The organism is Neorhizobium populisoli (assembly GCF_019430945.1).
Lineage (GTDB): Bacteria > Pseudomonadota > Alphaproteobacteria > Rhizobiales > Rhizobiaceae > Neorhizobium > Neorhizobium populisoli.
The window spans coordinates 19710-40565 of sequence record NZ_JAHYCB010000010.1 but is presented as its reverse complement, the minus strand read 5'-3'; the positions used below and the strand labels follow the sequence as shown (position 1 = coordinate 40565).

Annotated in this window: 19 protein-coding genes; 9 read left to right on the top strand and 10 right to left on the bottom strand. The window is 61.2% G+C overall.

What is annotated here, in order from left to right; genetic code table 11:
• Window positions 1-26: 26 nt before the first annotated feature.
• Complete coding sequence (locus KX729_RS24615; protein ID WP_219745134.1) at window positions 27-2540, bottom strand: GcvT family protein; 2514 nt, start codon at window positions 2538-2540, stop codon at window positions 27-29.
• Window positions 2541-2680: 140 nt separating this feature from the next.
• Window positions 2681-5140 (bottom strand): mechanosensitive ion channel family protein, encoded by a 2460-nt coding sequence (locus KX729_RS24610; protein ID WP_246617834.1) that lies wholly within the window; start codon window positions 5138-5140, stop codon window positions 2681-2683.
• A gap of 164 nt (window positions 5141-5304) precedes the next feature.
• Here KX729_RS24610 and KX729_RS24605 point away from each other — a divergent pair, with 164 nt between their 5' ends.
• Window positions 5305-5556 (top strand): GlsB/YeaQ/YmgE family stress response membrane protein, encoded by a 252-nt coding sequence (locus KX729_RS24605; protein ID WP_219745133.1) that lies wholly within the window; start codon window positions 5305-5307, stop codon window positions 5554-5556.
• 8 nt (window positions 5557-5564) lie between these two features.
• Here the strand turns inward: KX729_RS24605 and KX729_RS24600 are convergent, their stop codons facing one another.
• The 6 genes from KX729_RS24600 to KX729_RS24575 all read right to left on the bottom strand — a co-directional run bounded on the left by KX729_RS24600 (window position 5565) and on the right by KX729_RS24575 (window position 9644).
• Window positions 5565-6122 (bottom strand): DUF924 family protein, encoded by a 558-nt coding sequence (locus KX729_RS24600; RefSeq protein ID WP_219745132.1) that lies wholly within the window; start codon window positions 6120-6122, stop codon window positions 5565-5567.
• 12 nt (window positions 6123-6134) lie between these two features.
• Window positions 6135-6629 carry a heme-degrading domain-containing protein gene (locus KX729_RS24595; protein ID WP_219745131.1) on the bottom strand — a complete coding sequence of 165 codons (495 nt, stop codon included), beginning with the start codon at window positions 6627-6629 and terminating at the stop codon, window positions 6135-6137.
• 61 nt (window positions 6630-6690) lie between these two features.
• On the bottom strand, window positions 6691-7242 hold the full coding sequence (gene msuE, locus KX729_RS24590; protein WP_219745130.1) for an FMN reductase: 552 nt from the start codon (window positions 7240-7242) through the stop codon (window positions 6691-6693).
• Between the two features lie 115 nt (window positions 7243-7357).
• Window positions 7358-8743, bottom strand: a complete 1386-nt coding sequence (locus tag KX729_RS24585; protein ID WP_219745129.1) for an FAD/NAD(P)-binding protein — start codon at window positions 8741-8743, stop codon at window positions 7358-7360.
• Window positions 8744-8914: 171 nt separating this feature from the next.
• Window positions 8915-9217 carry a hypothetical protein gene (locus KX729_RS24580; RefSeq protein WP_219745128.1) on the bottom strand — a complete coding sequence of 101 codons (303 nt, stop codon included), beginning with the start codon at window positions 9215-9217 and terminating at the stop codon, window positions 8915-8917.
• Between the two features lie 64 nt (window positions 9218-9281).
• On the bottom strand, window positions 9282-9644 hold the full coding sequence (locus KX729_RS24575) for a response regulator (protein WP_219745127.1): 363 nt from the start codon (window positions 9642-9644) through the stop codon (window positions 9282-9284).
• Between the two features lie 309 nt (window positions 9645-9953).
• On the opposite strand from KX729_RS24575, the gene KX729_RS24570 reads away from it, so the two are divergent.
• From KX729_RS24570 to KX729_RS24535, 8 genes are all read left to right on the top strand, one after another.
• On the top strand, window positions 9954-10601 hold the full coding sequence (locus KX729_RS24570; protein ID WP_219745279.1) for a TerC family protein: 648 nt from the start codon (window positions 9954-9956) through the stop codon (window positions 10599-10601).
• Window positions 10602-10758: 157 nt separating this feature from the next.
• The gene (locus KX729_RS24565; RefSeq protein WP_219745126.1) at window positions 10759-12156 is read left to right on the top strand and encodes a cytochrome c; all 1398 of its coding nucleotides are present in this window, start codon (window positions 10759-10761) and stop codon (window positions 12154-12156) included.
• Window positions 12153-12659 (top strand): (2Fe-2S)-binding protein, encoded by a 507-nt coding sequence (locus KX729_RS24560; protein WP_219745125.1) that lies wholly within the window; start codon window positions 12153-12155, stop codon window positions 12657-12659. The genes KX729_RS24565 and KX729_RS24560 overlap by 4 nt, the downstream gene beginning before the upstream one ends.
• 89 nt (window positions 12660-12748) lie before the next feature.
• A complete protein-coding gene (locus KX729_RS24555) occupies window positions 12749-14962 on the top strand; it encodes a xanthine dehydrogenase family protein molybdopterin-binding subunit (RefSeq protein WP_246617845.1) in 2214 nt (737 codons plus the stop codon).
• Window positions 14963-15360: 398 nt separating this feature from the next.
• Window positions 15361-15777 (top strand): cupin domain-containing protein, encoded by a 417-nt coding sequence (locus KX729_RS24550; RefSeq protein WP_376776064.1) that lies wholly within the window; start codon window positions 15361-15363, stop codon window positions 15775-15777.
• Window positions 15778-15945: 168 nt separating this feature from the next.
• Window positions 15946-16326 carry a hypothetical protein gene (locus tag KX729_RS24545; RefSeq protein ID WP_219745122.1) on the top strand — a complete coding sequence of 127 codons (381 nt, stop codon included), beginning with the start codon at window positions 15946-15948 and terminating at the stop codon, window positions 16324-16326.
• A gap of 95 nt (window positions 16327-16421) precedes the next feature.
• A complete protein-coding gene (gene secD, locus KX729_RS24540) occupies window positions 16422-18944 on the top strand; it encodes a protein translocase subunit SecD (RefSeq protein WP_219745121.1) in 2523 nt (840 codons plus the stop codon).
• A 74-nt stretch (window positions 18945-19018) separates the two neighbouring features.
• Complete coding sequence (locus tag KX729_RS24535; RefSeq protein ID WP_219745278.1) at window positions 19019-19456, top strand: YqaA family protein; 438 nt, start codon at window positions 19019-19021, stop codon at window positions 19454-19456.
• Window position 19457: 1 nt separating this feature from the next.
• Here KX729_RS24535 and KX729_RS24530 read toward each other — a convergent pair whose 3' ends face one another.
• Together KX729_RS24530 and KX729_RS24525 are read right to left on the bottom strand one after the other, a co-directional pair.
• Window positions 19458-20084 carry a TetR family transcriptional regulator gene (locus tag KX729_RS24530; RefSeq protein ID WP_246617833.1) on the bottom strand — a complete coding sequence of 209 codons (627 nt, stop codon included), beginning with the start codon at window positions 20082-20084 and terminating at the stop codon, window positions 19458-19460.
• Between the two features lie 13 nt (window positions 20085-20097).
• Window positions 20098-20763, bottom strand: a complete 666-nt coding sequence (locus tag KX729_RS24525; protein ID WP_219745120.1) for a class I SAM-dependent methyltransferase — start codon at window positions 20761-20763, stop codon at window positions 20098-20100.
• Between the last annotated feature and the right edge of the window lie 93 nt (window positions 20764-20856).

Genomic DNA, 20856 nt, shown 5'->3' with positions numbered 1-20856 from the left:
TCTCTTACCTGTGACCGAATTTTTCACTAGGCGCGCAGCACGGCATTCTCCGCATCGAACGGACTTTCCGGAACGACGGTTGCATCATACTTGGTGCCGAGGATTTTGATCTTCAGCTTCGTGCCCTCTACAACGTAATCCGGTTTGACCATGGCAAGCGCCACCGACTGGCCGATACGCCAGCCGAAGCCACCGCTTGTGACGCGGCCGACCAGTTCGCCCGCCTCGTTGTAGATCGCCTCAGAGCCACGCGCGTCGACATCGCTATTGCCGCTGACGATCAGCGTCACGAAATTCCATTTCAGGCCCTTTTCCTTGTAGGCCAGCATGGCATCGCGACCAATGAACGGCTTTTCCGGACGGATGAAACGGTCGAGCGCCGATTCATAGGCATTGTATTCGATCGACAGTTCGCGGCCCATGTTTCGGTAGGATTTCTCCACCGCCATGGCGCTCATGGCGCGTATGCCGAACGGCTTGATGCCGAATTCAGCGCCGGCTTCCATCAGCTTGTCGAAGATATAGGTCTGCATCTCGATCGGGTGATGCAGTTCCCAGCCAAGCTCGCCGACGAAGTTAACGCGCAGGGCATGCGCGGTCGCGACGCCGACGGAAATTTGCTTGGCGGTCAACCACGGGAAGTCCTTGGTCTCGAGGCTGGTGCGGGTGAGCTTTTTCAGGAGGTCGCGCGACTTCGGGCCGGCAAGAACCAGCACGCCGTATTTCTGGGTGATCGGCTGCAGCGAAACGCTGCCGTCCTTCGGTGCCAGCCGCGCCAGGAGATCGTGGTCATGCGCTTCGAGACCGCCCGCCGAGACCATGTAGAAACGGCCCGGCGCCCATTCGTAGATCGTGAATTCCGCCTTCACGCCGCCGGCCGGTGTCGGGATGTGGCAGAGCGCGATACGGCCGCGTTTCTTGGGAATGGCATTGGCGAAGATCGAGTCGAGCCAGACGCGCGCGCCGGGGCCGGACACTTCGATCTTGGCGAAAGGTGACATATCGAGAACGCCGACATTTTCGTGGACGTTCTTCACCTCGTTGCCGACATGTTCGAAATAGTTCGAACGGCGGAACGACCACTTCTCGACGATGCGGCCGTCTTCCAGCGCCGGAGCGTGATTGTGGTTGGTGATGACATCGGCGCCGACGCCGAGCTGCTCCTTCGGGATATCGTAGCCCGCCGGCGCATACCAGTTGGCGCGCTCCCAGCCATAGACGGACCCGAACACGCCGCCGAGCCGCTTCAGGCGGTCGTAGATCGGCGTGGTTTTCAAGGGACGAGCGGCGGCGCGCTCTTCGTCCGGATAATGCATGGTGAAGACGTTCGAATAGGCTTCCTCGTTCTTGGCAATGAGGTAGCCTTCCGTCGCATAGGGGCCGAAGCGGCGCGGATCGACGCCCATCAGGTCGACGGTCGGCTCGCCATCGACGATCCATTCCGCCAGCTGCCAGCCGGCGCCACCGGCAGCGGTGATACCGAAGGAATGGCCTTCGTTCAGCCAGAAATTCTTCAGGCCTGGTGCCGGGCCGACGATCGGGTTGCCGTCCGGCGTGTAGGCGATCGCGCCGTTATAGACCTTCTTGATGCCGACCTCGCCGAAGGCCGGGACACGGACGATCGCCGCCTCGATATGCGGCATCAGGCGGTCGAGTTCTTCCTGGAAAAGCTCGTATTCGCTGCCGTCCGACGGGCCGTCGACGTAACAGACCGGCGCGCCGACTTCGTAAGGGCCGAGGATGAGGCCGCCCGCCTCCTCGCGCATATACCAGGCGCTGTCGGACTCGCGCAGCACGCCCATTTCCGGAAGGCCCTGTTTGCGACGCTCCTGGATCGCCGGATGCGGCTCGGTGACGATATACTGGTGTTCGACCGGGATGACCGGAATGTTGATGCCGACCATCTCGCCGGTCTTGCGGGCAAAATTGCCGGTACAGGAGATGACGTGTTCGGCGGTGATCTCGCCCTTGTCGGTCGTCACCTTCCAGAGACCGTCCGGCTGCTGTTCGATTGCGGTCACTGTGGTGTTGCGATAGATCGTGGCACCCTTGTCTCGCGCTCCCTTGGCGAGCGCCTGGGTGAGATCTGCCGGCTGGATATAGCCGTCATCCGGATGCTGAATGGCGCCGAGCAAGCCGTCTGTCTCGCAGAGCGGCCAGACTTCCTTTACCTGCTCCGGCGTCAGCATATTGACCTTGACGCCGATCGTCTCGGCAATGCCGGCATAATACATATATTCGTCCCAGCGATCCTTGGTGCGGGCGAGACGGATATTCGAGACCTTGGCGAAACCGACATTCATGCCGGTCTCTTCCTGCAGTTCCTCATAGAAGCGCACGGAGTATTTGTGCAGCTGGCCGACCGAATAAGAGAGGTTGAAGAGCGGCAAAAGGCCGGCCGCGTGCCAGGTCGAACCGGAGGTCAACTCCTTGCGCTCGATCAGCACGACGTCGCTCCAGCCTTTCTTGGCCAGATGATAAAGCGTCGAAACACCAACCACGCCGCCGCCGATCACCACCGCCCGTGCATGTGTCTTCATGGAATGAACCCCTCTTCGGCGCAGAGCCGTCATGTCGAAATCTGGTCAGGACTATGCAATTCCATCAGGCGCCTCAAACGCCTGATTACGACATGGCGACATTCATCCCGCGACGATCTTCAGCGGGGTCGAAATAGTGCTCAGGCGCCCCCCCGCATATCGCTCTCTTCCGGCAGAACCGGCTTGCCGCGATGGAAGACGATTTCCTGCTGCGGGAACGGGATCTGGATCCCCTCCTCCCGGAATCGCTTGAGGATGGCGATCCGCAGATTGTTGCGGATGCGCAGCCCCTCGCCCATGTCGGCGAGATGGAAACGCAGCTCGAAATCCAGTGACGACGGGCCGAATTTCAGGAATTCTACATGCGGATCGGGATTGCGCAGCACTTCCGGAATCTGGTCGACGAGTTCGAGCAGGATATCCATCACCTTCTGCGGATCCGCATCGTAGCTGACGGAAATCGGGACTTCCGAGCGACCGATCTTGTTGCGATGCGTCCAGTTGCCGACAGGCGAGTTGATGAGGTCGGAATTCGGGACGATGATCGCCTGTTTGCGGAACGTTTCGATCTCCGTCGCACGCACCGAAATGCGCTTGACGATGCCTTCGGTCGCGCCCGTCACCACGTGGTCGCCGACCTTGAACGGCCGTTCGACGAGCAGGATCAGGCCGGACACGAAGTTCGACACGATGTTCTGCATGCCGAAACCGATACCGACCGACAGCGCCGAGGCCACGAGTGCGAAGCTCGACAGGTCGATACCGGCCGCCGAAACGCCGAAAATCACCGCAAGGCCAACACCGAGATAACCGATGCCAGTCCTGACCGAGTTACGGACGCCGAGATCGACCTGGCTGCGCGCCATGACATTGCCGTCGATCCACTTCTGTACCCAGCGGGTGACGATGAAGCCGATGCCGAACAACAGGACGCCGCCAAGAATTCCGACGATCGAGATGGACACATTGCCGATGCGGATCTGCGTAAAGAAGCGGTAGATCCAGACTTCGATATCGGCAAGCTGAAAGCCCCAGGTCAGCAGGATCAATGGTATGCCGAGGAACAACGCGAAGGCATAAAGCGCGAGGCCCGCGACGAGACCTGTCTGGTCCAGCGCCACCTCGTTGAACTTGTGACGTTCGGCGAGACGCTTACCGGCGCTGGTATTCTGAAACGCGCCCTGCTTGGAAATCGCTTTACCCGACAGAAAGCCGAGATAGATCAGCACGGCAACCGCGCCGGTCAAAACGATCTGGGTCGCCGCGAAACGCGCCAGCCCGACATAGCCCGTCAATATCGACAGGATCAGCAGGCCACCCATCACCCTGAGCAGGATCGAGAAGAAGCGCGGCCAAGGTTGGCCTTCCGTCACATGTTCGTCGGCACTGATGCGCGGTTTGACGAAAGAAATGGCGATCAGGATCAGGCCGACGATGATCGATGCGATCAGGCTCTTGGCGATCGTCAGCACCAGAGGCGAGCTCAGCGCTTCGCTGATCGCCGCCAGCAGATAATCCAGTCCATTGACGACCGCCATGGTGAGAACCGCGATCGTCAGGAAGTTGGCGCCTTCGTTGGTGATCCGCACCAGCCGCCACTGCGGTTCGCCCGGAGCCAATATCCCGTAGGTCAGCTTCCAGACGAAGGAAACCAGCCATATGAAGCCGAAGAAGCTCGCCACGATCGGCGCAACATCCGGTCTCAGAACATTGAAGCCGTCGAGAAACAGGTAAGACGCGACCAGAAAGGCGGCGATCGACACCGTCTGGATGACCGTCGACCAGAAGGTGACCGAGAGGCGTTTGATATAGGTCGGCTCTTCATGCCCGTTCCGACGGATGAACCGGCCGAACAGCCGGTAACCGCCGGACAGGAACAGCAGACCGGCGCCGATCGACAGCGCGATCGCGCCGAGCAATTGCAGCGCCTTGAACCGCCAGACGAAGCCAATCCAGCTGCCGAGCGTCGAGCCGAAGTTTCCGACTTCATCGACAAAGGCATTGCCGGCATCGGCAAATAGCTCACCCGTCAATTCCGTATGGCGGAAGAGTGTCTGGGTGAACAACACGCGCCGGAGATTGGTGATGTAATTGGCAAGCTGTGTAGCGGTGTTGGAAAGGCTCGACGCATCATCGACGATGATGTTGAGCTGAGAACGTTCCGCGACGAGCCGGTTGCGCTCTTCCACGACCGCCGGAGCTTCGGCCGGCTGGCCTTCCTTCGGCGGTTCGCCAAGACTGGTCAGGCGTGCCTGAATCTGGTCGACGCGAGCCTTCATCGCGTCGGATGCAGACCGCATCTCACCAACGATCTCCTCGGCCTGAACCCGCAGTTCCGCCAGACGCGCATCGTCCTGCATATCGCCGTCAACGCGGCTGCGGAAAGAGGTCAGCGTTTGCCGGATGGCATCGATCCTCTTGCGCATGTCCGCGTTGATCGAATCGACCGTCTCCTGGGCGCTCGGCTGCGGCTGAGGTGCCTGCGCAAGAGAATGTGCTGGCCGAAGGAGGATAGCGAAAGTGGCGATCAGCAGGATCGCGGCAAGCGCACGGGCAAGGCGCGCAAAGGTCGAAAAGCCGGTCGTGGAGGTTCTGATCAAGTCTCTGCTCTTTGTCTTTCGATCGGATTCGCGGCGCAAAATAGAGCGACTTCTGGGCGAAGAAAAGGAAGCCGCGGAATGAGCATCAAGAATTGGAACAAATTGCGGAACCGGGAACATGTACGAGCGTTTCCATCGGCCAACGACAAAACAGGAGGTCGGGTATGGAAAGCGCAGGCATCGGCTGGTTTGCAGCCATCATCATCGGCGGCATTGCCGGCTGGCTCGCCGAGAAGTTCATGAAGAGCGACATGGGCGTCATCATGAACATCATCCTCGGCATCGTCGGGGCAATCATCGCCAACGCCATCCTCGGCGTGTTCGGCGTCGTTCTCGGCGGGTGGATCGGTTATCTTATCGCAGGCTTCATCGGCGCCTGCATCCTGATCGCCGTCGCCAGGATGTTCAGACGCTAATCGAAAGATCAAAAACCTGCGCCGGGCTTGGAGAGATATTCAAGCTCGGCCGCAGTCGATTGCCGCCCGAGAATCGGGTTTCTATGCGGGAAACGGCCGAACTGGCGAATCACCTCACGGTGACGCTCCGCATAGTTCAGATAGTCAGCATCTCCCAGAAGCGTGAACAACTCCACCGAACGATCCTGCTCGGCAAGCACTTCGGAATGTTCGAACGGCAGGTAGAAAAAGCATCGCTCATCCGTGCCGAGCGCCATGTCCGCGCCTGCTTCAATCGCCAGCTTGGCTTCCCTCAGGGCAATCCAGTCCGCTGCGAAAGACAGCGGCGTACCGCGATAGAGATTGCGGGAAAGCTGGTCGAGCACGAGGATCGCGGCCAGCCGGTCACGAGGCGAAGCTCGCCAGCCATCCAGTTCGCCGCGTGCCAGTGAAAGATGCGTCGCGGCGAAATGCTGGCGCATCGCCTCGTCCAGCGCATCATTCTTCTCGAACCAGTCCTTTCGCGTCAATTGTTCGAACCAGAAGGAATAGACTTCCTGCGGGGTCTTCGTATCCGTGCCGGGCATCATCAACCTCATTCAATCAAGACGAAGGGAAGAGATATTCTTGCCGAGCATCCGGGCAAACGCCTCGACGACCAGATTGTGGTCCTCACGCTGCGGCAGGCCGGATACGGTCACCGCACCGATACAGCCGACGCCTTCGACCCTGATCGGAAAACTGCCGCCATGCGGCGCATAGTCCGCAGGTGAAAGGCCCCAACGGTTTTCGACCGTATCCTGCAAATGCGCCAGCTTGCGGCCGATGCCATAGCTCGACTGGAAGAAGCGAAGCACGAGATTGCGCTTGCGGCGGACCCAGCCTTCATTATCGGCCGACGTCCCTGGCATGGCGCAATAAAAGGCCGGCATGGAATGCAGCTTGACGTCGATCGCCACGCCAAGACCCTTTTCTATCGCCATCGAGCGCAATAGCGAGCCGAGTTCCCAGGCGGTCGTCAGATCGAAACGGTCGAAAACCAGCGCTGCTTCCTGCTCGGCGATCTTCGCCATGTCCTTTTCTTCGGCCGTCATCAAATCCTCCTTGCGTGATGAAACGCAGGCATTGATGACGGCAAAGGTCTGGAAAGTAAAGTTACTCGGCGGCCGCTAACGCGCGGTCGGGAAAGAAGGCCGCGAGCTCCTCCACGGCAAAACCGATCCGTTGCTGCAGCGGCTCGGATACGACACGGTAATCGGCGAAATCCCGGTCCGAAGCATAAACGGCCGTCGGCAGTGTATGCGCCATGAAGAAGCCGAAAAGCGGCCGGAGCTGATGCTCGACCATCAATGCATGGCGATCCCCGCCGCCGGTTGCCGTGATCAGGATCGGCTTGGCGCGTAGCTGTTCCGGGTCGATGAGATCGATGAAATGCTTGAACAGCCCTGGATAGCTGCCCTTGTATGTTGGCGACCCGATGATCAGGACATCCGCCTCGACCACCGCAGCCAGCACCTTTGCTGCATTCGCATCGAGATCGGCCTGGCGCTGCGCATGTCCGAGCGAGGGGCCGACATCCGTGAGATCGTAGACCTCGCCCTCGAAGCCATACCGATCAACCGCGATGGCGGCGATATGCTGAACCAGAGCGAACGTCTTGGACGGGCGGTTATAGCTGCCAGCAAGACCGACGAGTTTGCGGGTCATGAAAATCACCTCTGCGCAATGACTGGCTCAGATTAGCCTGCGAGCGGCCGGATGAAAGCAAGGAACCTGCCATGGATCGCGCCAAGGGAGAAAATCCTCCTAAGAGAGCCGCCTATCACGCGATGCGAGCAACAGGCGGCGCAGATCGGGCGATATCCTTCGAAATGGTCTCGGCCAGCTTGCTTGCCTGAATGCGTATATCGGGCACTGCCGTGATTTCCCAGAACTGACCGGCCGTCAGCGCGCCGGACGCGTAAAGACCCGGATGCGGGACGCCGGCGGGGTCGAGGACACGAGATTGCGCATCGACCGAAATGCCGAGCCCGAGTTCATCCATGGCGATCATGCCGCGATCACGCATCGCCTGAAGCAGCGGCGAATGACCGATCCCGGCCCGTTCCATACCTGTGCAGTTGACGACCCAATCGGCATGAAGGGCCGCAACTTCCTGGGTACCGCGCTTTCTAAACTGGACGTCCGTGCCGTCATCGGCAGCCTTGATCGATTTCAGGAACCCGGCATGCACAGTGACGGTGCCATCTTTCAGCAACGTATCAAAACGTGAAAACACCTCCGGTGCGATCCGGTGGCGGTGGATATTCCACCAGGCCAGAGCATGCCGAAGGAAGCGAGAGCGCTGCTCTTTGCCAAGGCTCTGCCAAAGCGCTTGGGTTTGCGGTCGCAGGCCATCGACAACGCCGCGCCAGTCTGCACCGTTTTCGACCTGTCGGCGAAGGGCCTGGAGGATGGAACTCATGTCGCGGTTCTCGGGCATTTCGGTGGCCACGGGTGCAGACCGGCGTTTGGGGTGCGGATGCGGCACCAATCCCCGCCGTGACAGGACATGGATGCGACCGCGATGTCCTTGAGCACGCATCGAAAGCACCTGATCGATCATCGTCAGGCCGGAACCGAAGATACAAATCTCGTCCGTCCTTCCGACCCGCGAAAGCCATCCGAGCCGCCACGGATTATCGATGATGCGAGGCGTTGCGGCCGGCTCGACACAATTCTTCGGAAGCGGCAGGTCAGCACTGCCGACACCAAGCGCTAGAACGATATTACGAGCCTTCAGCTCGTCGGTATTGTCCAGACAGAAGACCAACCCGTCTTTTTCGCATTGAACACAGGACGTCGCCTTTGCCCTGATAAAATCCACACGCGCCCGGCGTTCACGCGGCCGCAGAAGCGAAGCCAACGTATCGCGCAGATAAAGCCCGTAATCGCCGCGCGAGGCAAAATCCTCGGCAAAGACGGCCTTGCCCTGCCCGCGCAGCCATTCGACGAAATCGTCGGGCCTGTCGGGAAACACGCTCATGCGTGCCGCCGGAACGTTCAGGCGATGCAGATAGAATTCCGTGCGATAAGCCGTGCCTCGCCCGAAGCCGGGATCGTCGCCGACCACCGCGATAGACGCGGTAGGGGGCAAGACGCGCAATAGATTGATGGTCAGGGCGATGGCGGAAAAACCGGAGCCGACGACAGCGACATCGTAGGTCATCAAGCACACACTCCTCGTCCGTTGTTGCTTTCAATGAAAGATGGGCGAAAGGGTCGTCTTGGAAAGCGGCCGGAAACTTTTGACAACATGCCGGCGGCCGCCTCAATCTCGATCAGATTACTAGAGATTAGACCGGTGTAAAGCCGTTTCTGGCAGGCACCGGTAATCCGCCTATCTGCAAGCTGGTTCCGGCCGCGGCATCGCCAGCGTTTCGGCGCTCGGATTGGTATTGGCCTGCGTGCCGGGTGCCAGGCAGCCATCTTCCTGGTCAACGGTTCCCGTCGTGCTGTTGGTTGTCGTCGGATCGACCACGCCCGGCAGCGGCGTGACTGTGGAGGTTCCGGAATTCGCATCCGGCGTTATCACGGTTACTCCGGGAGGCGGACTGGATGGCGCGGCGGGTGCGGTCTGGGCAGCGGCGCTGCCGGCAATCGCCAATGCGACGAAAGATGACGAAAGAAGTTTCATAAGCATGGCGGCATCTCCTCCGATCTGTGGACGAGATAACCGGAAGCTTGGATATTGGTTCCGCCTGTGCTCAAGGCATCAATTCGTGGATGGAGGCGAGCAGCCGGTCGTGCTGATAGGGTTTGGGCAGGAAAACCGTGTTGGCCGGCAGAAGCATCGGGTCGAGATTGACGACGCCCGACGTGATAATAATGCCGACGCCCGGCCGCATCGCCCTGATCCGCTGGGCGAGTTGGATCCCATCCATCGAACCCGCCATGTTGACGTCGGTAAAGACGACGTTGATATCCGGTGCGTTGCGAAACAGGACCAGAGCCTCGTCGGCATTGCCCGCTTCCATCACGGAATGCCCGACCTCTTCCAGCGCGTCGAGCGTGCTGAACCGGATCAGCGGTTCGTCCTCGACAATCAGCACGACGGCTTTTTGCGGCATGGAAGTCTCCCTGCAGATGGACGGCCGCAACCAGCATCACATGAGGATGGCCCCGCAGCCGTGGTCGGGCATATAGGAAAGGGCATGCCATGCGGCAAGCCTTGATCTGACAAGCCACGCCATAACACACATAACGCGCACCCCGTCCTTACCGCACCGCCAGGATTTCAATCACAAGAAACGCCGTCGGATGTATGACAAATGCACTTGCAAAGGGGCGAGAAATGTCCTGTACCAATCCGCACGAAAATGTGACTAGAGAATTCTAGCCTTCTGACCACCCATCCAGCCTTAGGTTCTCGCTTCATGATGGAACTCTTCACCGCAGCCGGCCTCGCGGCTCTTGTCCAGATCATTGCCATCAACCTCGTCCTGTCCGGTGACAATGCCATCGTCATCGGCCTTGCCGCGGCCGGCCTTCCCCCGGCGCTACGACAGAAGGCGATCCTGTTCGGCATTTCCGCCGCCACCATCCTGCGCCTCGTATTCGCGGTCGTTGCCGTCTACCTTCTGGCCGTACCGGGATTGAAACTGCTCGGTGGTGTCCTGCTGGCTTGGGTCTGCTGGAACATGTGGAGCGAACTGCGGCATGGCGGCGGCGATGGCGCCGATGCTGTGGCTGAGGCCGAGGCCAACACGCCGCAAAAGACCTTTCTTCAGGCCGCAACCCAGATCGTCGTCGCTGACGTCTCGATGTCGCTCGACAACGTTCTGGCCGTCGCAGGTGCCGCCGGTCAGAACTCGACCGTGCTGGTGATCGGTCTCGTCATCTCGATCGCACTGATGGGCGTCGCTGCAAATTTCGTCGCCAAGCTTCTCGCCCGTTATCGCTGGATCGCCTATCTCGGCCTTCTGATCATCGTCGTGGTCGCTGCCCAGATGCTCTACGAAGGCGGCGAGGAAGTGCTCCACCTGGCCCTCGGCACGGCACCTGTCGTGCATGCTTCCGGCGCCTGATCCCCTTCAGCATTAACAAACATCATTTGACCCTGCCCGTGCCGATTGCGTGGGCAGGTTTTTTCTATTCGTGCCGAAAATACTTGCGTTTGATCAAAAAAAGGAGGTGAATAATCATACGACCGTCATACGGTCGACCAAAGCGAGGTCCCTCTGCATGCGATTCCTTCGGGTTGTTTCGTTCTTGCTGACGGTGGTGGTCGTGGCTGCCGTCGGATTTCTGATTATCGGCTGGCGATCCGAACTGCCACCGGACGAAAAGGCGGCCACTGCGCAACATCCGCCGGACCTCGTCGCCAAGGGCGCCCAGCTTGCCGCGGTCGGCAACTGTATCGCTTGTCACACCAAGCCCGGCCAGGCAGCGTTCGCCGGCGGGCTTCCGGTCCCTACCCCCTTCGGAACGCTCTATTCCACCAACATCACCCCCGACCCGCAAACCGGCATAGGCAGCTGGAGCGAAGCCGCCTTCAACCGCGCCATGCGCGAAGGCGTCGATCGCGAAGGCGATCATCTCTATCCCGCCTTCCCTTACGACCATTTCACCTGGGTGACGGACGAGGACAACAAGGCGCTCTACGCCTTCCTGATGACCCGCACCCCGGTCAAGGCCACCGCCCCGAAGAACGAATTGATCTTCCCGCTGCAGTTCCGCCCGCTTCTGGTCGGATGGAACATGCTGTTCTTCCGCGAAGGCGTGATGCAGCCTGATTCGTCCCAGAGCGAAGCCTGGAACCGCGGGCGTTATCTGGCCGAAGGTCTGGGCCACTGTGGTGCCTGTCATACGCCCCGAAATTCACTCGGGGCCGAAGACAGAGGAAATCATTTCGCAGGCGGGGAAGCAGAAGGCTGGCAGGCCTATGCGATCAATGCCGCCTCCAGATCGCCCGTTCCGTGGACGACGGACAGCATCGCCTTCTACCTGCGCAATGGCTGGCATGAACTGCACGGCGTCTCGCGCGGCCCGATGGCCGAAGTCACCGGCAATCTCGGCCTCCTGCCCGACAGCGACATCCAGGCGATCGCCACCTATGTGGCTTCCGTGATGGGCGAACCGTCGGCGGACCGCAAGGCGAAGGGCGAAAAGCTCGCCCAGAGTTTTGGCAATGGCGGCGCTGGCCTGACCACCGCTGCGGTCAACATCGGCAAGCCGGCCGCTGATCTCGCCAGCCATCCGGGTGCTGCAATCTACACGGCAGCCTGTTCCACCTGTCATGAGAGCGGCAAGGCGCAACCCTTCGGCGGCCTGAATTTCAACCTCAGCACCGCCGTCAATGCACCTAACCCGCAAAACATCGTCAACGTCACCATGTTCGGCCTGCCGCCGGCCGATGGCCAGCCGAGCGCGGTCATGCCGGCCTTCGGCAATACGTTGAACGACCAGCAGGTCGCCGATCTCCTCGGCTATCTGCGTGCCCGCTTCTCCGATCAGCCGGTCTGGTCCGGCCTCACTGACCTTGTCGCAAAAACCCGCTCCGGCGAGCACCCAGTCACCGTGCTGGCCTCCGACGGCATTGAAAGAGCGCCGAAAAATGTCGGCGCCAAGGAGCAGAAATGACCATCACGCTCAACGTCAATGGAAAATCCCACCAGGTCGATGCGGAAGCGGATACGCCGCTCCTCTATGTCCTGCGTAACGATCTCGATCTTCACGCGGCGAAATACGGCTGCGGGCTCGGCCAATGCGGCGCCTGCACCGTGATGATCGACGGCAAGGCGGCACTCTCCTGCGTCACGCCGCTGCTCGTCGCCCAGGGCCGCGAAATCACCACCGTCGAAGGCCTCGGCACCGCCGAAAATCCCGGCCCGATCCAGAAGGCCTTTATCGAAAAGCAATCGGCGCAATGCGGCTACTGCATCGCCGGCATGATGATGAGCGGCGCGGCGCTCCTGAAGCACAATCCGAAGCCGAGCGACGACGATATCCGCGCAGCCCTTCGCACCAACCTCTGTCGCTGCGGCACCCATATGCGCATCATGGCCGCGATCAAGCGCGCCAGCGAACTGATGGGACAACAGGCAGCTCTTCCCGCTGCTGAATCGAACAGGAGTGCCGGCTGATGGACACGTTCGACAAACCAGACAATACCGACATCGAAAACAGCGCCTCCGAGCACAGTGGTCCTGAACTGACCCGCCGCGGCCTGCTCATGGGCACTGGCGCGCTCGTCGTCAGTTTCTCCACGGCCAATGCGTTTGCCCAGACCCCGGCACCGGCTCCCGCAGCGCCTGCAGCCGCTCCGGCCAAGCCGCCGGCATTGCCGGGCAGCCTAGACACCGACCGCTATCTCGACAGCTGGATCCGCATCGATGCCCAGAGCAAGATCACCGTCTTCACCGGCAAGGCCGAACTCGGCCAGGGCATCCGCACGCCGCTGATGCAGGTGGCGGCGGAAGAGCTTTACGTCGATCCCAAGGATATCGAGCTGATCACCGCCGATACGGGCCGCACGCCGGATGAAGGTTTTACCGCCGGCAGCCAGTCGATGCAGAATAGCGGTACGGCGATCCGCAATGCAGCGGCCCAGGTCCGCGACCTGCTGATCGCCCAGGCCGCCACCCAGTGGAACCTGCCGGCAGACCAGTTGAAGGTCGAAAAGAAGCGCGTCATCGCGCCGGACGGCCGCTCGATGGGTTATGGCGAGGTCGTGGTCGGCCAGTTCCTGCATGTGGAAGCGCAACCGAAATCGAAGCTGAAGACGCCCGACCAGTTCAGCGTCATCGGCCGAGACGTGCAGCGCGTCGACATTCCCGGCAAGGTCACCGGCGGCGTCGCCTATATCCAGGACCTCAAAATGGACGGCATGGTCCATGCCCGTGTCGTGCGCCCGCCGAGCTATAGCGCGACGCTGAAAAACCTCGACGACACGGCCATCCGCAAGATGCCGGGCGTTATCGAAGTGGTGCGCGACGGCAATTTCCTCGCGGTCGTCACCGAGAAGGAATACCAGGCAGTCAAGGCGATGCACGCCCTGCAGCTCGCCGCCCAATGGGACGAACCGGCCAAGCTGCTCGACAATGCCAATCTCTCCGCCGAGCTGATCGGCCTCGAGACGGAAGTCGGCACCGTCGCGGAAGCAGGCACCCCGGCCTTCCCGAACGGCCCGACCTACGAGGCGACCTTCAGCCGTCCCTATATCATGCACGGCTCGATCGGCCCTTCCTGCGGCATTGCCGTCATGAAGGCCGATGGTTCGCTGGATGTCTGGTCGCATACCCAGGGCGTCTTCCCGGATCGGGATGCGATTGCCCAGATGCTCGCGCTGCCGAAACCCAAGGTCCGCGTCATCCATATGGAAGGCTCGGGCTGCTATGGCCATAACGGCGCCGACGATGCGGCGGCGGATGCTGCGCTGATCGCCACCAAGGTTCCGGGCCGACCCGTCCGCGTCCAGTGGATGCGCGAGCAGGAACATACCTGGGAGCCATTCGGTCCCGGCATGGTCACCAAGATCAAGGCCTCGGTCGGAGCCGACGGCATGATCGACAACTGGACCTACGACCTGTGGAGCAATTCGCACGGCACCCGCCCGGGCGATGCGGGTTCGCTGCTCGCCGGCCGCCACAAGAGCAATCCTACACCGCTCAAGCTGCCGAAGATCAACATCAACCCGAACGGTAACGGCGACCGCAACGCCATTCCGCTCTACGCCATCCCGAACCAGAAAATCCTCTGGCATTATGTCAACCAGATGCCGATTCGCGTTTCGGCTCTGCGCGGCCTCGGCGCTCAGCCCAACGTCTTCTCGATCGAAAGCACGATGGACGAACTCGCCATGGCGGCGAAGACCGATCCGGTCGAATTCCGCCTGAAGCATATGAAGGATAAGCGCGGTTACGACGTGATCAAGCTCGCGGCCGAAAAATTCGGCTGGGGCAAGGGCACGCCGGCGCGCGATCACGGCGTCGGTTTCGCATTCGCCCGCTACAAGAACCACGCCGCCTATCTGGCGATCGCCGTGGAATTGAAGGTCGAGCCGGATACCGGCCGTGTCCGCGTCATCCGCTGCGTTTCGGCGATCGACAGCGGTCAGGCGGTCAATCCGGACGGTATCCGCAACCAGACGGAAGGCGGCATTCTGCAATCGCTGAGCTGGACGCTCTACGAGGCGGTGCAGTTCGACAAGACGCGTATCACAAGCGCCGACTGGTCGAGCTACCCGATCCTGCGCTTCGCCAGCGTACCGGACACAGTCGAGGTACATATCATCGACCGCCCTGGCACGCCGTTCCTCGGAACCGGCGAAGCGGCGCAGGGCCCGACCTCGGCGGCGATCGCCAATGCCATCCGCAACGCGACCGGCAAACGCATCACCGACCTGCCGCTCAGCCGCGAAAGGGTGAAGACCGCAATAGGGGCTTGAGCCTGTTCCGCTATGGGACGGCGCTCAGTTTTTCGTCACCAAGTCTTTGACTTTTGTGACGGTCCCGTTGAACATGCGCCCAAAGCAAAGGTACGTGAGCCCCAGCCGACATGATGTCGGTTAGGGGCTCGCGGACCCCCACTCGCAAGAGTTGGTGAGCCCCGTCATCGAGTAATTCCAGCAAAAGTGCGAAGCGGTTTTGCATCCGGAATTGCGTAAAACAAGGAATTAGAGCTGTTTCGCGATTCGAAGAAAAGCGAAGCTGCTCTAGGAATGGAAACAGATCCTTGAGCCATAGTCACGACGATCATTCTCATCCGCATGGTCACGACCATGGAGATCATGACCATGACGGTCACCATCAGCCGGTCGATTGGCGCGAGCACGGCGTCAAGGTCATTCCCGGCAATTCGCTGGATCCGAATACGGCACAGACGCCCGGCATGAACCGGGCTACTGCCATCAGCCATGCCCGCGCCGGAGCCGAGAAGATCTGGGCCGGCACGGTGACGATTCACGCCAATGCCAAGACTGGCGCGCATCACCACGGCGATCTCGAAAGCATCATCTACGTGGTCAAGGGCAAGGCGCGCATGCGCTGGGGCGATAATCTGGAATTCGTCGCGGAAGCCGGTCCGGGCGATTTCATCTTCGTGCCGCCTTACGTGCCGCATCAGGAAATCAACGCCAGCCGTGACGAGACGCTCGAATGCGTGCTTGTCCGTTCCGGCCAGGATCCGGTCGTCGTCAACCTCGATATCGAGCCGGTGGAAAAGCCGGAAAACGTTCTCTGGAAGGACCCGATCCACAAGTGATCCGCCGCAATCGGCGTTTACGCTGCCGATTAACTGGAGCCGTAACTGACGATTGACCGACCTGACGGTCTCCTTTAGAAGGCGGCATTCCTTTCCGAAGTGTAAAATTTCGGATTTTCAATGCTCCGGAGCTGGTGGCGGATGGCGGAATTTCCGCAGGCAAGGCGGATGAGACGCGAGCGCGACGAGGATGGCCTCGTATCGCGCTGGTCCGTGCTTGCGGCCGCACTCTTCCTCACCGCGATCTTCGGCCTGCTCTCCGGCGTCGTCCGCGACGTGCAGTTCCCGCGCGGCGTCCAGGCGGCGGATAGCGGCTCGGAAACACCGAAACTCACCAAGCGTGAACCGCTCAGGGCGCTCGCAGCCGCCGACCGCAAGGATTCAACCGGCACCCATGCCGCCCACGGCGGCGGCGCCCTCGTTCCGCATTTCACGGAAATCGAATTCCCGCTTCTGTCGTCGACCGTCGCGCCGGCTCTATCGGCAGCGCGCCCTGCCCTGACCTTTTGGCCGGCTTCGCTGCCCCGCGCTCCGCCGCAACAGGCCTGAGACGATCGCGCTTCGCAGCGCTCGCATATCCAAGACCTAAATTCCGCCCATGCCGATCGCCTCGCGCGCGCCACGGGCTCAGCAGGATTAGAAATATGAGAAACTCCCCGTGGCTGGTGACGACCTATCTCGTCATCATCTTCCTCGGCTTTCTGGTGGCGCTGCCGAACGTCGTTTCGCAGTCGACGCTCGACCGCCTCCCCACCTGGCTGCCGCATAGCCGCGTCTCGCTCGGCCTCGACCTGCGCGGCGGTTCGCATCTTGTGCTGGAAGTCGACCGTCCCGACCTGATCAACGAGCGCGTCCAGAGCCTGTTGCAGGAATCCCGCCGCGTCCTGCGCGACAAGAATATCGTCACCACGGCCATTCGCCGTAGCGGCGATACGGTCACGGTCGCGCTCCGCGATGCCGCCCAGCGTGATGCAGCGGTAACCGAACTCCGGACGTTGTCCAACCCGGTCAACAGCGGCACGACGATCGGCGGCAGTGATCTGAACATCACGACGCCGTCCGACAACACGATCTCGATCGCCCAGACAGAAGCCGGCATCAATTCCCATATTACCGGCGCCGTCGAACAGTCGCTGGAAATCATCCGCCAGCGTGTTGACCAGGTCGGCGTTGCCGAACCGACGATCCAGCGCATCGGCTCCGACCGCGTCCTCGTCCAGCTTCCGGGCGAACAGGACCCGACCCGTCTTCGCCAGCTTCTCGGCTCGACCGCCAAGATGAGCTTCCACCTGCTCGGCAACCAGGGCGAACCCGGCGTCACTATGCTGCCTGATGATCGTGGTGGTAACCAGTACCCGGTTCTCGACCGCGTCGAACTCTCCGGCGACCGCCTGACGGACGCCCGCGCCGCCTTCGACCAGCAGACCAACGAACCGGTCGTCAACTTCCGCTTCGATTCGGCCGGTGCTGCCCGCTTCGCGCAGATTACCCAGCAGAATGTCGGCCGCCCGTTTGCGATCGTCCTCGACAACAAGGTGCTGAGCGCCCCGGTCATCCGTACGCCGATCACCGGCGGTTCGGGCCAGATTTCCGGCGGCTTCTCGGTGTCCGAAGCCAATACGCTTTCCGCATTGCTGCGCGCCGGCGCCCTGCCGGCCAAACTCACCGTCATCGAAGAACGCACCGTCGGCGCCGACCTCGGTTCCGACGCGATCCAGATGGGCCTCTATTCCGGCCTCGTGGGCTTCGTCCTCGTCGCCGTCTTCATCCTGCTGCTTTACGGCACGTGGGGCATCCTGGCGAACGTCGCCCTGCTGATCCACACCGTCCTGACCTTCTCCGCTCTGACACTGGTCGGTGCGACCCTGACGCTGCCGGGTATTGCCGGTATCGTTCTCGGCATCGGTCTTGCCGTCGACGCGAACGTTCTGATCAACGAGCGTATCCGCGAAGAAACTCGCAAGGGTCGCGGCGTCTACGCCGCCATCGATGTCGGCTTCAACCGCGCCTATTCGACCATCGTCGACGGTAACGTCACCGCCCTGATCGCCGCCGCCATCCTCTTCTACTTCGGCTCCGGTCCGGTACGCGGCTTCGCCGTCACCATGGCGCTCGGCCTGATCATCTCGATGTTCACGTCGGTTGCCTTCGTGCGTGTCACGATGATCGCCATCACCCGCCGCTGGAAGCTGAAGTCGCTGAACATCAAGCCGTTGATCCCGTTCAACGTCTACGACAAGCACATCCACTTCATGAAGGCGCGTTTCTTCGGCGTCGCCGTCTCCGGCATCCTGTCGCTGGCGTCCGTGGTGCTGTTCTTCCATCCCGGCCTGAACTACGGCGTCGACTTCCGCGGCGGCATCCAGATGACGGTCAAAACGCAAGGGCCTGCCGATCTCGGCAAGTTCCGCGAGGGCCTGAACACGCTCGACCTCGGCGAAATCACCCTGCAGTCCTTCGGCGATCCGAACACCATCCTGGTCCGCGCCCAGCGTCAGGAAGGCGGCGAAGAGGCACAGACCGTTGCCGTCACCAAGCTCAAGGACGAGGTCACCAAGATCGATTCCACCGCCGTCGTCCAGGGTACCGACGTCATCGGTCCGAAGGTCTCCGGCGAACTTGCGATTGCCGGCTTCCTGTCGGTCTTCATCGCCAGCGTCGCGATGCTGATCTACATCTGGGTTCGGTTCGAATGGCCGTTCGCGGTGGGTGCCATCGTCACCCTTGTCCTCGACGTCACCAAGCTGGTGGGCTTCTTCGCCATTACCGGGCTCGACTTCAACCTGACTGCCATTGCGGCGGTGCTGACCATGGTCGGCTACTCGGTCAACGACAAGGTCGTCGTCTACGACCGCATGCGTGAAAACATGCGTCTCTATAAGTCGATGCCGCTGCGCGAGCTGATCGACAAGTCGATCAACGAAACGCTGGCCCGAAGCCTCTACACCAACGCCACCGCCTTCCTGTCGCTTCTGCCGATGGCGATCTGGGGCGGCAGCGCGGTGGAAAGCTTCGCGGTACCGATGGCCTTCGGTATCCTCGTCGCCGGCGCATCGTCCGTCTTCATCGCGGCCCCGATCCTTCTCTTCCTCGGCGACTGGCGCAAACGCCACGCCAAGAAGGTGGAAACGACTGCCGAAGACGTCGGCAACGCCACCAAGGCCTGATCGAGATTTCGGAAAAGCAGACAAGGGCGGATTTCGATCCGCCCTTTTTCATGTCCATTTGCAGCTGGAACCGCATGCTCGACCTTGCCGCCTATGCGGGGCTCTTCTCCGCCGCCTTCATCGCCGCGACGATCTTTCCGATGCAGTCGGAAGCAATCCTCGTCGGGCTGATCCTCAGCGACCGGTATTCGCTCACCGGGTTACTGCTCGTCGCATCGGTGGGCAATACGCTGGGGGCTGTCGTCAACTGGGCGCTCGGCCGCGGCATCGAACAGTTTCGCGAAAAAAGCTGGTTTCCCGTCAAGCCGGACAAGCTTGAAAAAGCGCAGGCCTGGTACCGGAAATATGGAAAATGGTCGCTGCTTTTGAGCTGGCTGCCGATCGGTGGCGACGCGGTAACGGTCGCGGCCGGCGTGCTGCGCGAACCGCTGTGGATCTTCCTCACCCTCGTCTTTATCGGCAAGTCGGTGCGTTACCTGGTACTGGCCGCCGCGACCCTCAGTATCGTCTAAATCAGGCTTTCGAGCCCTCTTCCCCGAAAGCGGCGAGCGTCACCCAGAAATCGGCAAAGAAGTGGTGAGCGAACTCCTCCAGCGAGGCACCGGGCGGCTGCTCGTTCCATCTCTCCCCACCGACCCGCAAAGCGCCCATGACGATCGCCGCGAGCAGGCGCATGCGCTGTTCCTCCGCTGCCCCTTTGGCGCGGGCCTTCAAACCTTCAGTCAGTTTGGCCTCAAGCTTGGCATATTTCAGATGATCGCGCGCACGAAGCGCCGGCGTGTTGCGAACGAGTTCCGTAAGGGCCAGTGATCGTTCATCCGTTGCGGAGACAAGAGCACTGACAAGTCCGTGCTGAACCGCCTTCACTGCAGGTTCTTCCGCCGGCCTTGATGCGATCGCCTCCATCAGATGATCGGCAAACCGATCCTGCCAGGCAAAAACGACTTCTTCCTTGGTCGGGAAATAGTCGAAGAAACTGCGCTTGGAGACATCGGCACGCTCGGCGATCTCATCGACCGTCGTCGCGTCGAAGCCGCGCTCGAGGAAAAGGCCCATCGCTGCCTGCTGGATACGCTCCCGCGTCTCCCGGCGCTTTCGCTCGCGCCGGCCTTCGGTATCGCTCTCGGTTGCTTTGTTCATGCGGTCGAAAGGCTCAATGGGCGGAATTGTCGTTGCCCGGCAGAACGACGGCTTCCGCTTCACTACGCTCCCGGGAACGCTCCCGCACCAGCTCCAGCGGCTTGCGGCGTGAAATGCGATAGACGGCAGCCGGCGGCAGGTTGCGAACCGTATGGCCGATATGGACGGCCTTGAGGCCAAGCCGATCGAGGATAGGCCGCGGCACCGGGCAACGCGGGCCGTAGGTGAACTGGTAGAAGGCGCCACCCTGCCGGATATAGGCGAAAGCGCCGCCAAGGATCGCGGTCACCTTGCGCGGCGACATGGACAGGAGCGGAAGGCCGCTGATGACGGCGCCGACTTCGTCGCCGTCGAAAAGATGAGCCTGGGCAAGTTTTGCCGCGTCCATCTGCAGAATTCGCGCTTCCGGAAACCGGCGCTGCAAACCAGGCACGAATTCGGGACCGTATTCGATCAGCGTCAGATCGGACGGCGCCACGCCGCGGGCCAGGAGCGCCCGGGTGAAGACGCCCGTGCCTGGCCCGAGCTCGATCACTGGACCGTCCATCGGCGAAATCTCTTTGGTGATCAGCCGCGCAAGCGATTCGCCGGACGGCGTCACCGATGCCACCCGCAAAGGATTGCTGATCCAGGAACGGAAGAAATGCACGAAGTCGGAGAAGGCGGCATCAGTTCTCATGGTAAGAGACTCACCGGTTTGAAAATTCGATCGAGTATCGCGCCGACCTTCACACGCTGCGTGGCAATTCCAAGGCATTCCCGATCTCCGCTT

Excerpts from the sequence above, each read along its gene's own strand:
- KX729_RS24560 (WP_219745125.1), top strand. The coding sequence starts at position 12,153 with ATGACCATCACGCTCAACGTCAATGGAAAATCCCACCAGGTCGATGCG.
- KX729_RS24545 (WP_219745122.1), top strand. The coding sequence starts at position 15,946 with ATGAGACGCGAGCGCGACGAGGATGGCCTCGTATCGCGCTGGTCCGTG.
- KX729_RS24530 (WP_246617833.1), bottom strand. The coding sequence starts at position 20,084 with ATGAACAAAGCAACCGAGAGCGATACCGAAGGCCGGCGCGAGCGAAAG.
- KX729_RS24580 (WP_219745128.1), bottom strand. The coding sequence starts at position 9,217 with ATGCTTATGAAACTTCTTTCGTCATCTTTCGTCGCATTGGCGATTGCC.
- KX729_RS24615 (WP_219745134.1), bottom strand. The coding sequence starts at position 2,540 with ATGAAGACACATGCACGGGCGGTGGTGATCGGCGGCGGCGTGGTTGGT.
- KX729_RS24595 (WP_219745131.1), bottom strand. The coding sequence starts at position 6,629 with ATGACGGCCGAAGAAAAGGACATGGCGAAGATCGCCGAGCAGGAAGCA.
- KX729_RS24535 (WP_219745278.1), top strand. The coding sequence starts at position 19,019 with ATGCTCGACCTTGCCGCCTATGCGGGGCTCTTCTCCGCCGCCTTCATC.
- KX729_RS24585 (WP_219745129.1), bottom strand. The coding sequence starts at position 8,743 with ATGACCTACGATGTCGCTGTCGTCGGCTCCGGTTTTTCCGCCATCGCC.
- secD (WP_219745121.1), top strand. The coding sequence starts at position 16,422 with ATGAGAAACTCCCCGTGGCTGGTGACGACCTATCTCGTCATCATCTTC.
- KX729_RS24570 (WP_219745279.1), top strand. The coding sequence starts at position 9,954 with ATGGAACTCTTCACCGCAGCCGGCCTCGCGGCTCTTGTCCAGATCATT.
- KX729_RS24600 (WP_219745132.1), bottom strand. The coding sequence starts at position 6,122 with ATGCCCGGCACGGATACGAAGACCCCGCAGGAAGTCTATTCCTTCTGG.
- KX729_RS24565 (WP_219745126.1), top strand. The coding sequence starts at position 10,759 with ATGCGATTCCTTCGGGTTGTTTCGTTCTTGCTGACGGTGGTGGTCGTG.
- msuE (WP_219745130.1), bottom strand. The coding sequence starts at position 7,242 with ATGACCCGCAAACTCGTCGGTCTTGCTGGCAGCTATAACCGCCCGTCC.
- KX729_RS24555 (WP_246617845.1), top strand. The coding sequence starts at position 12,749 with ATGGGCACTGGCGCGCTCGTCGTCAGTTTCTCCACGGCCAATGCGTTT.
- KX729_RS24525 (WP_219745120.1), bottom strand. The coding sequence starts at position 20,763 with ATGAGAACTGATGCCGCCTTCTCCGACTTCGTGCATTTCTTCCGTTCC.
- KX729_RS24605 (WP_219745133.1), top strand. The coding sequence starts at position 5,305 with ATGGAAAGCGCAGGCATCGGCTGGTTTGCAGCCATCATCATCGGCGGC.
- KX729_RS24575 (WP_219745127.1), bottom strand. The coding sequence starts at position 9,644 with ATGCCGCAAAAAGCCGTCGTGCTGATTGTCGAGGACGAACCGCTGATC.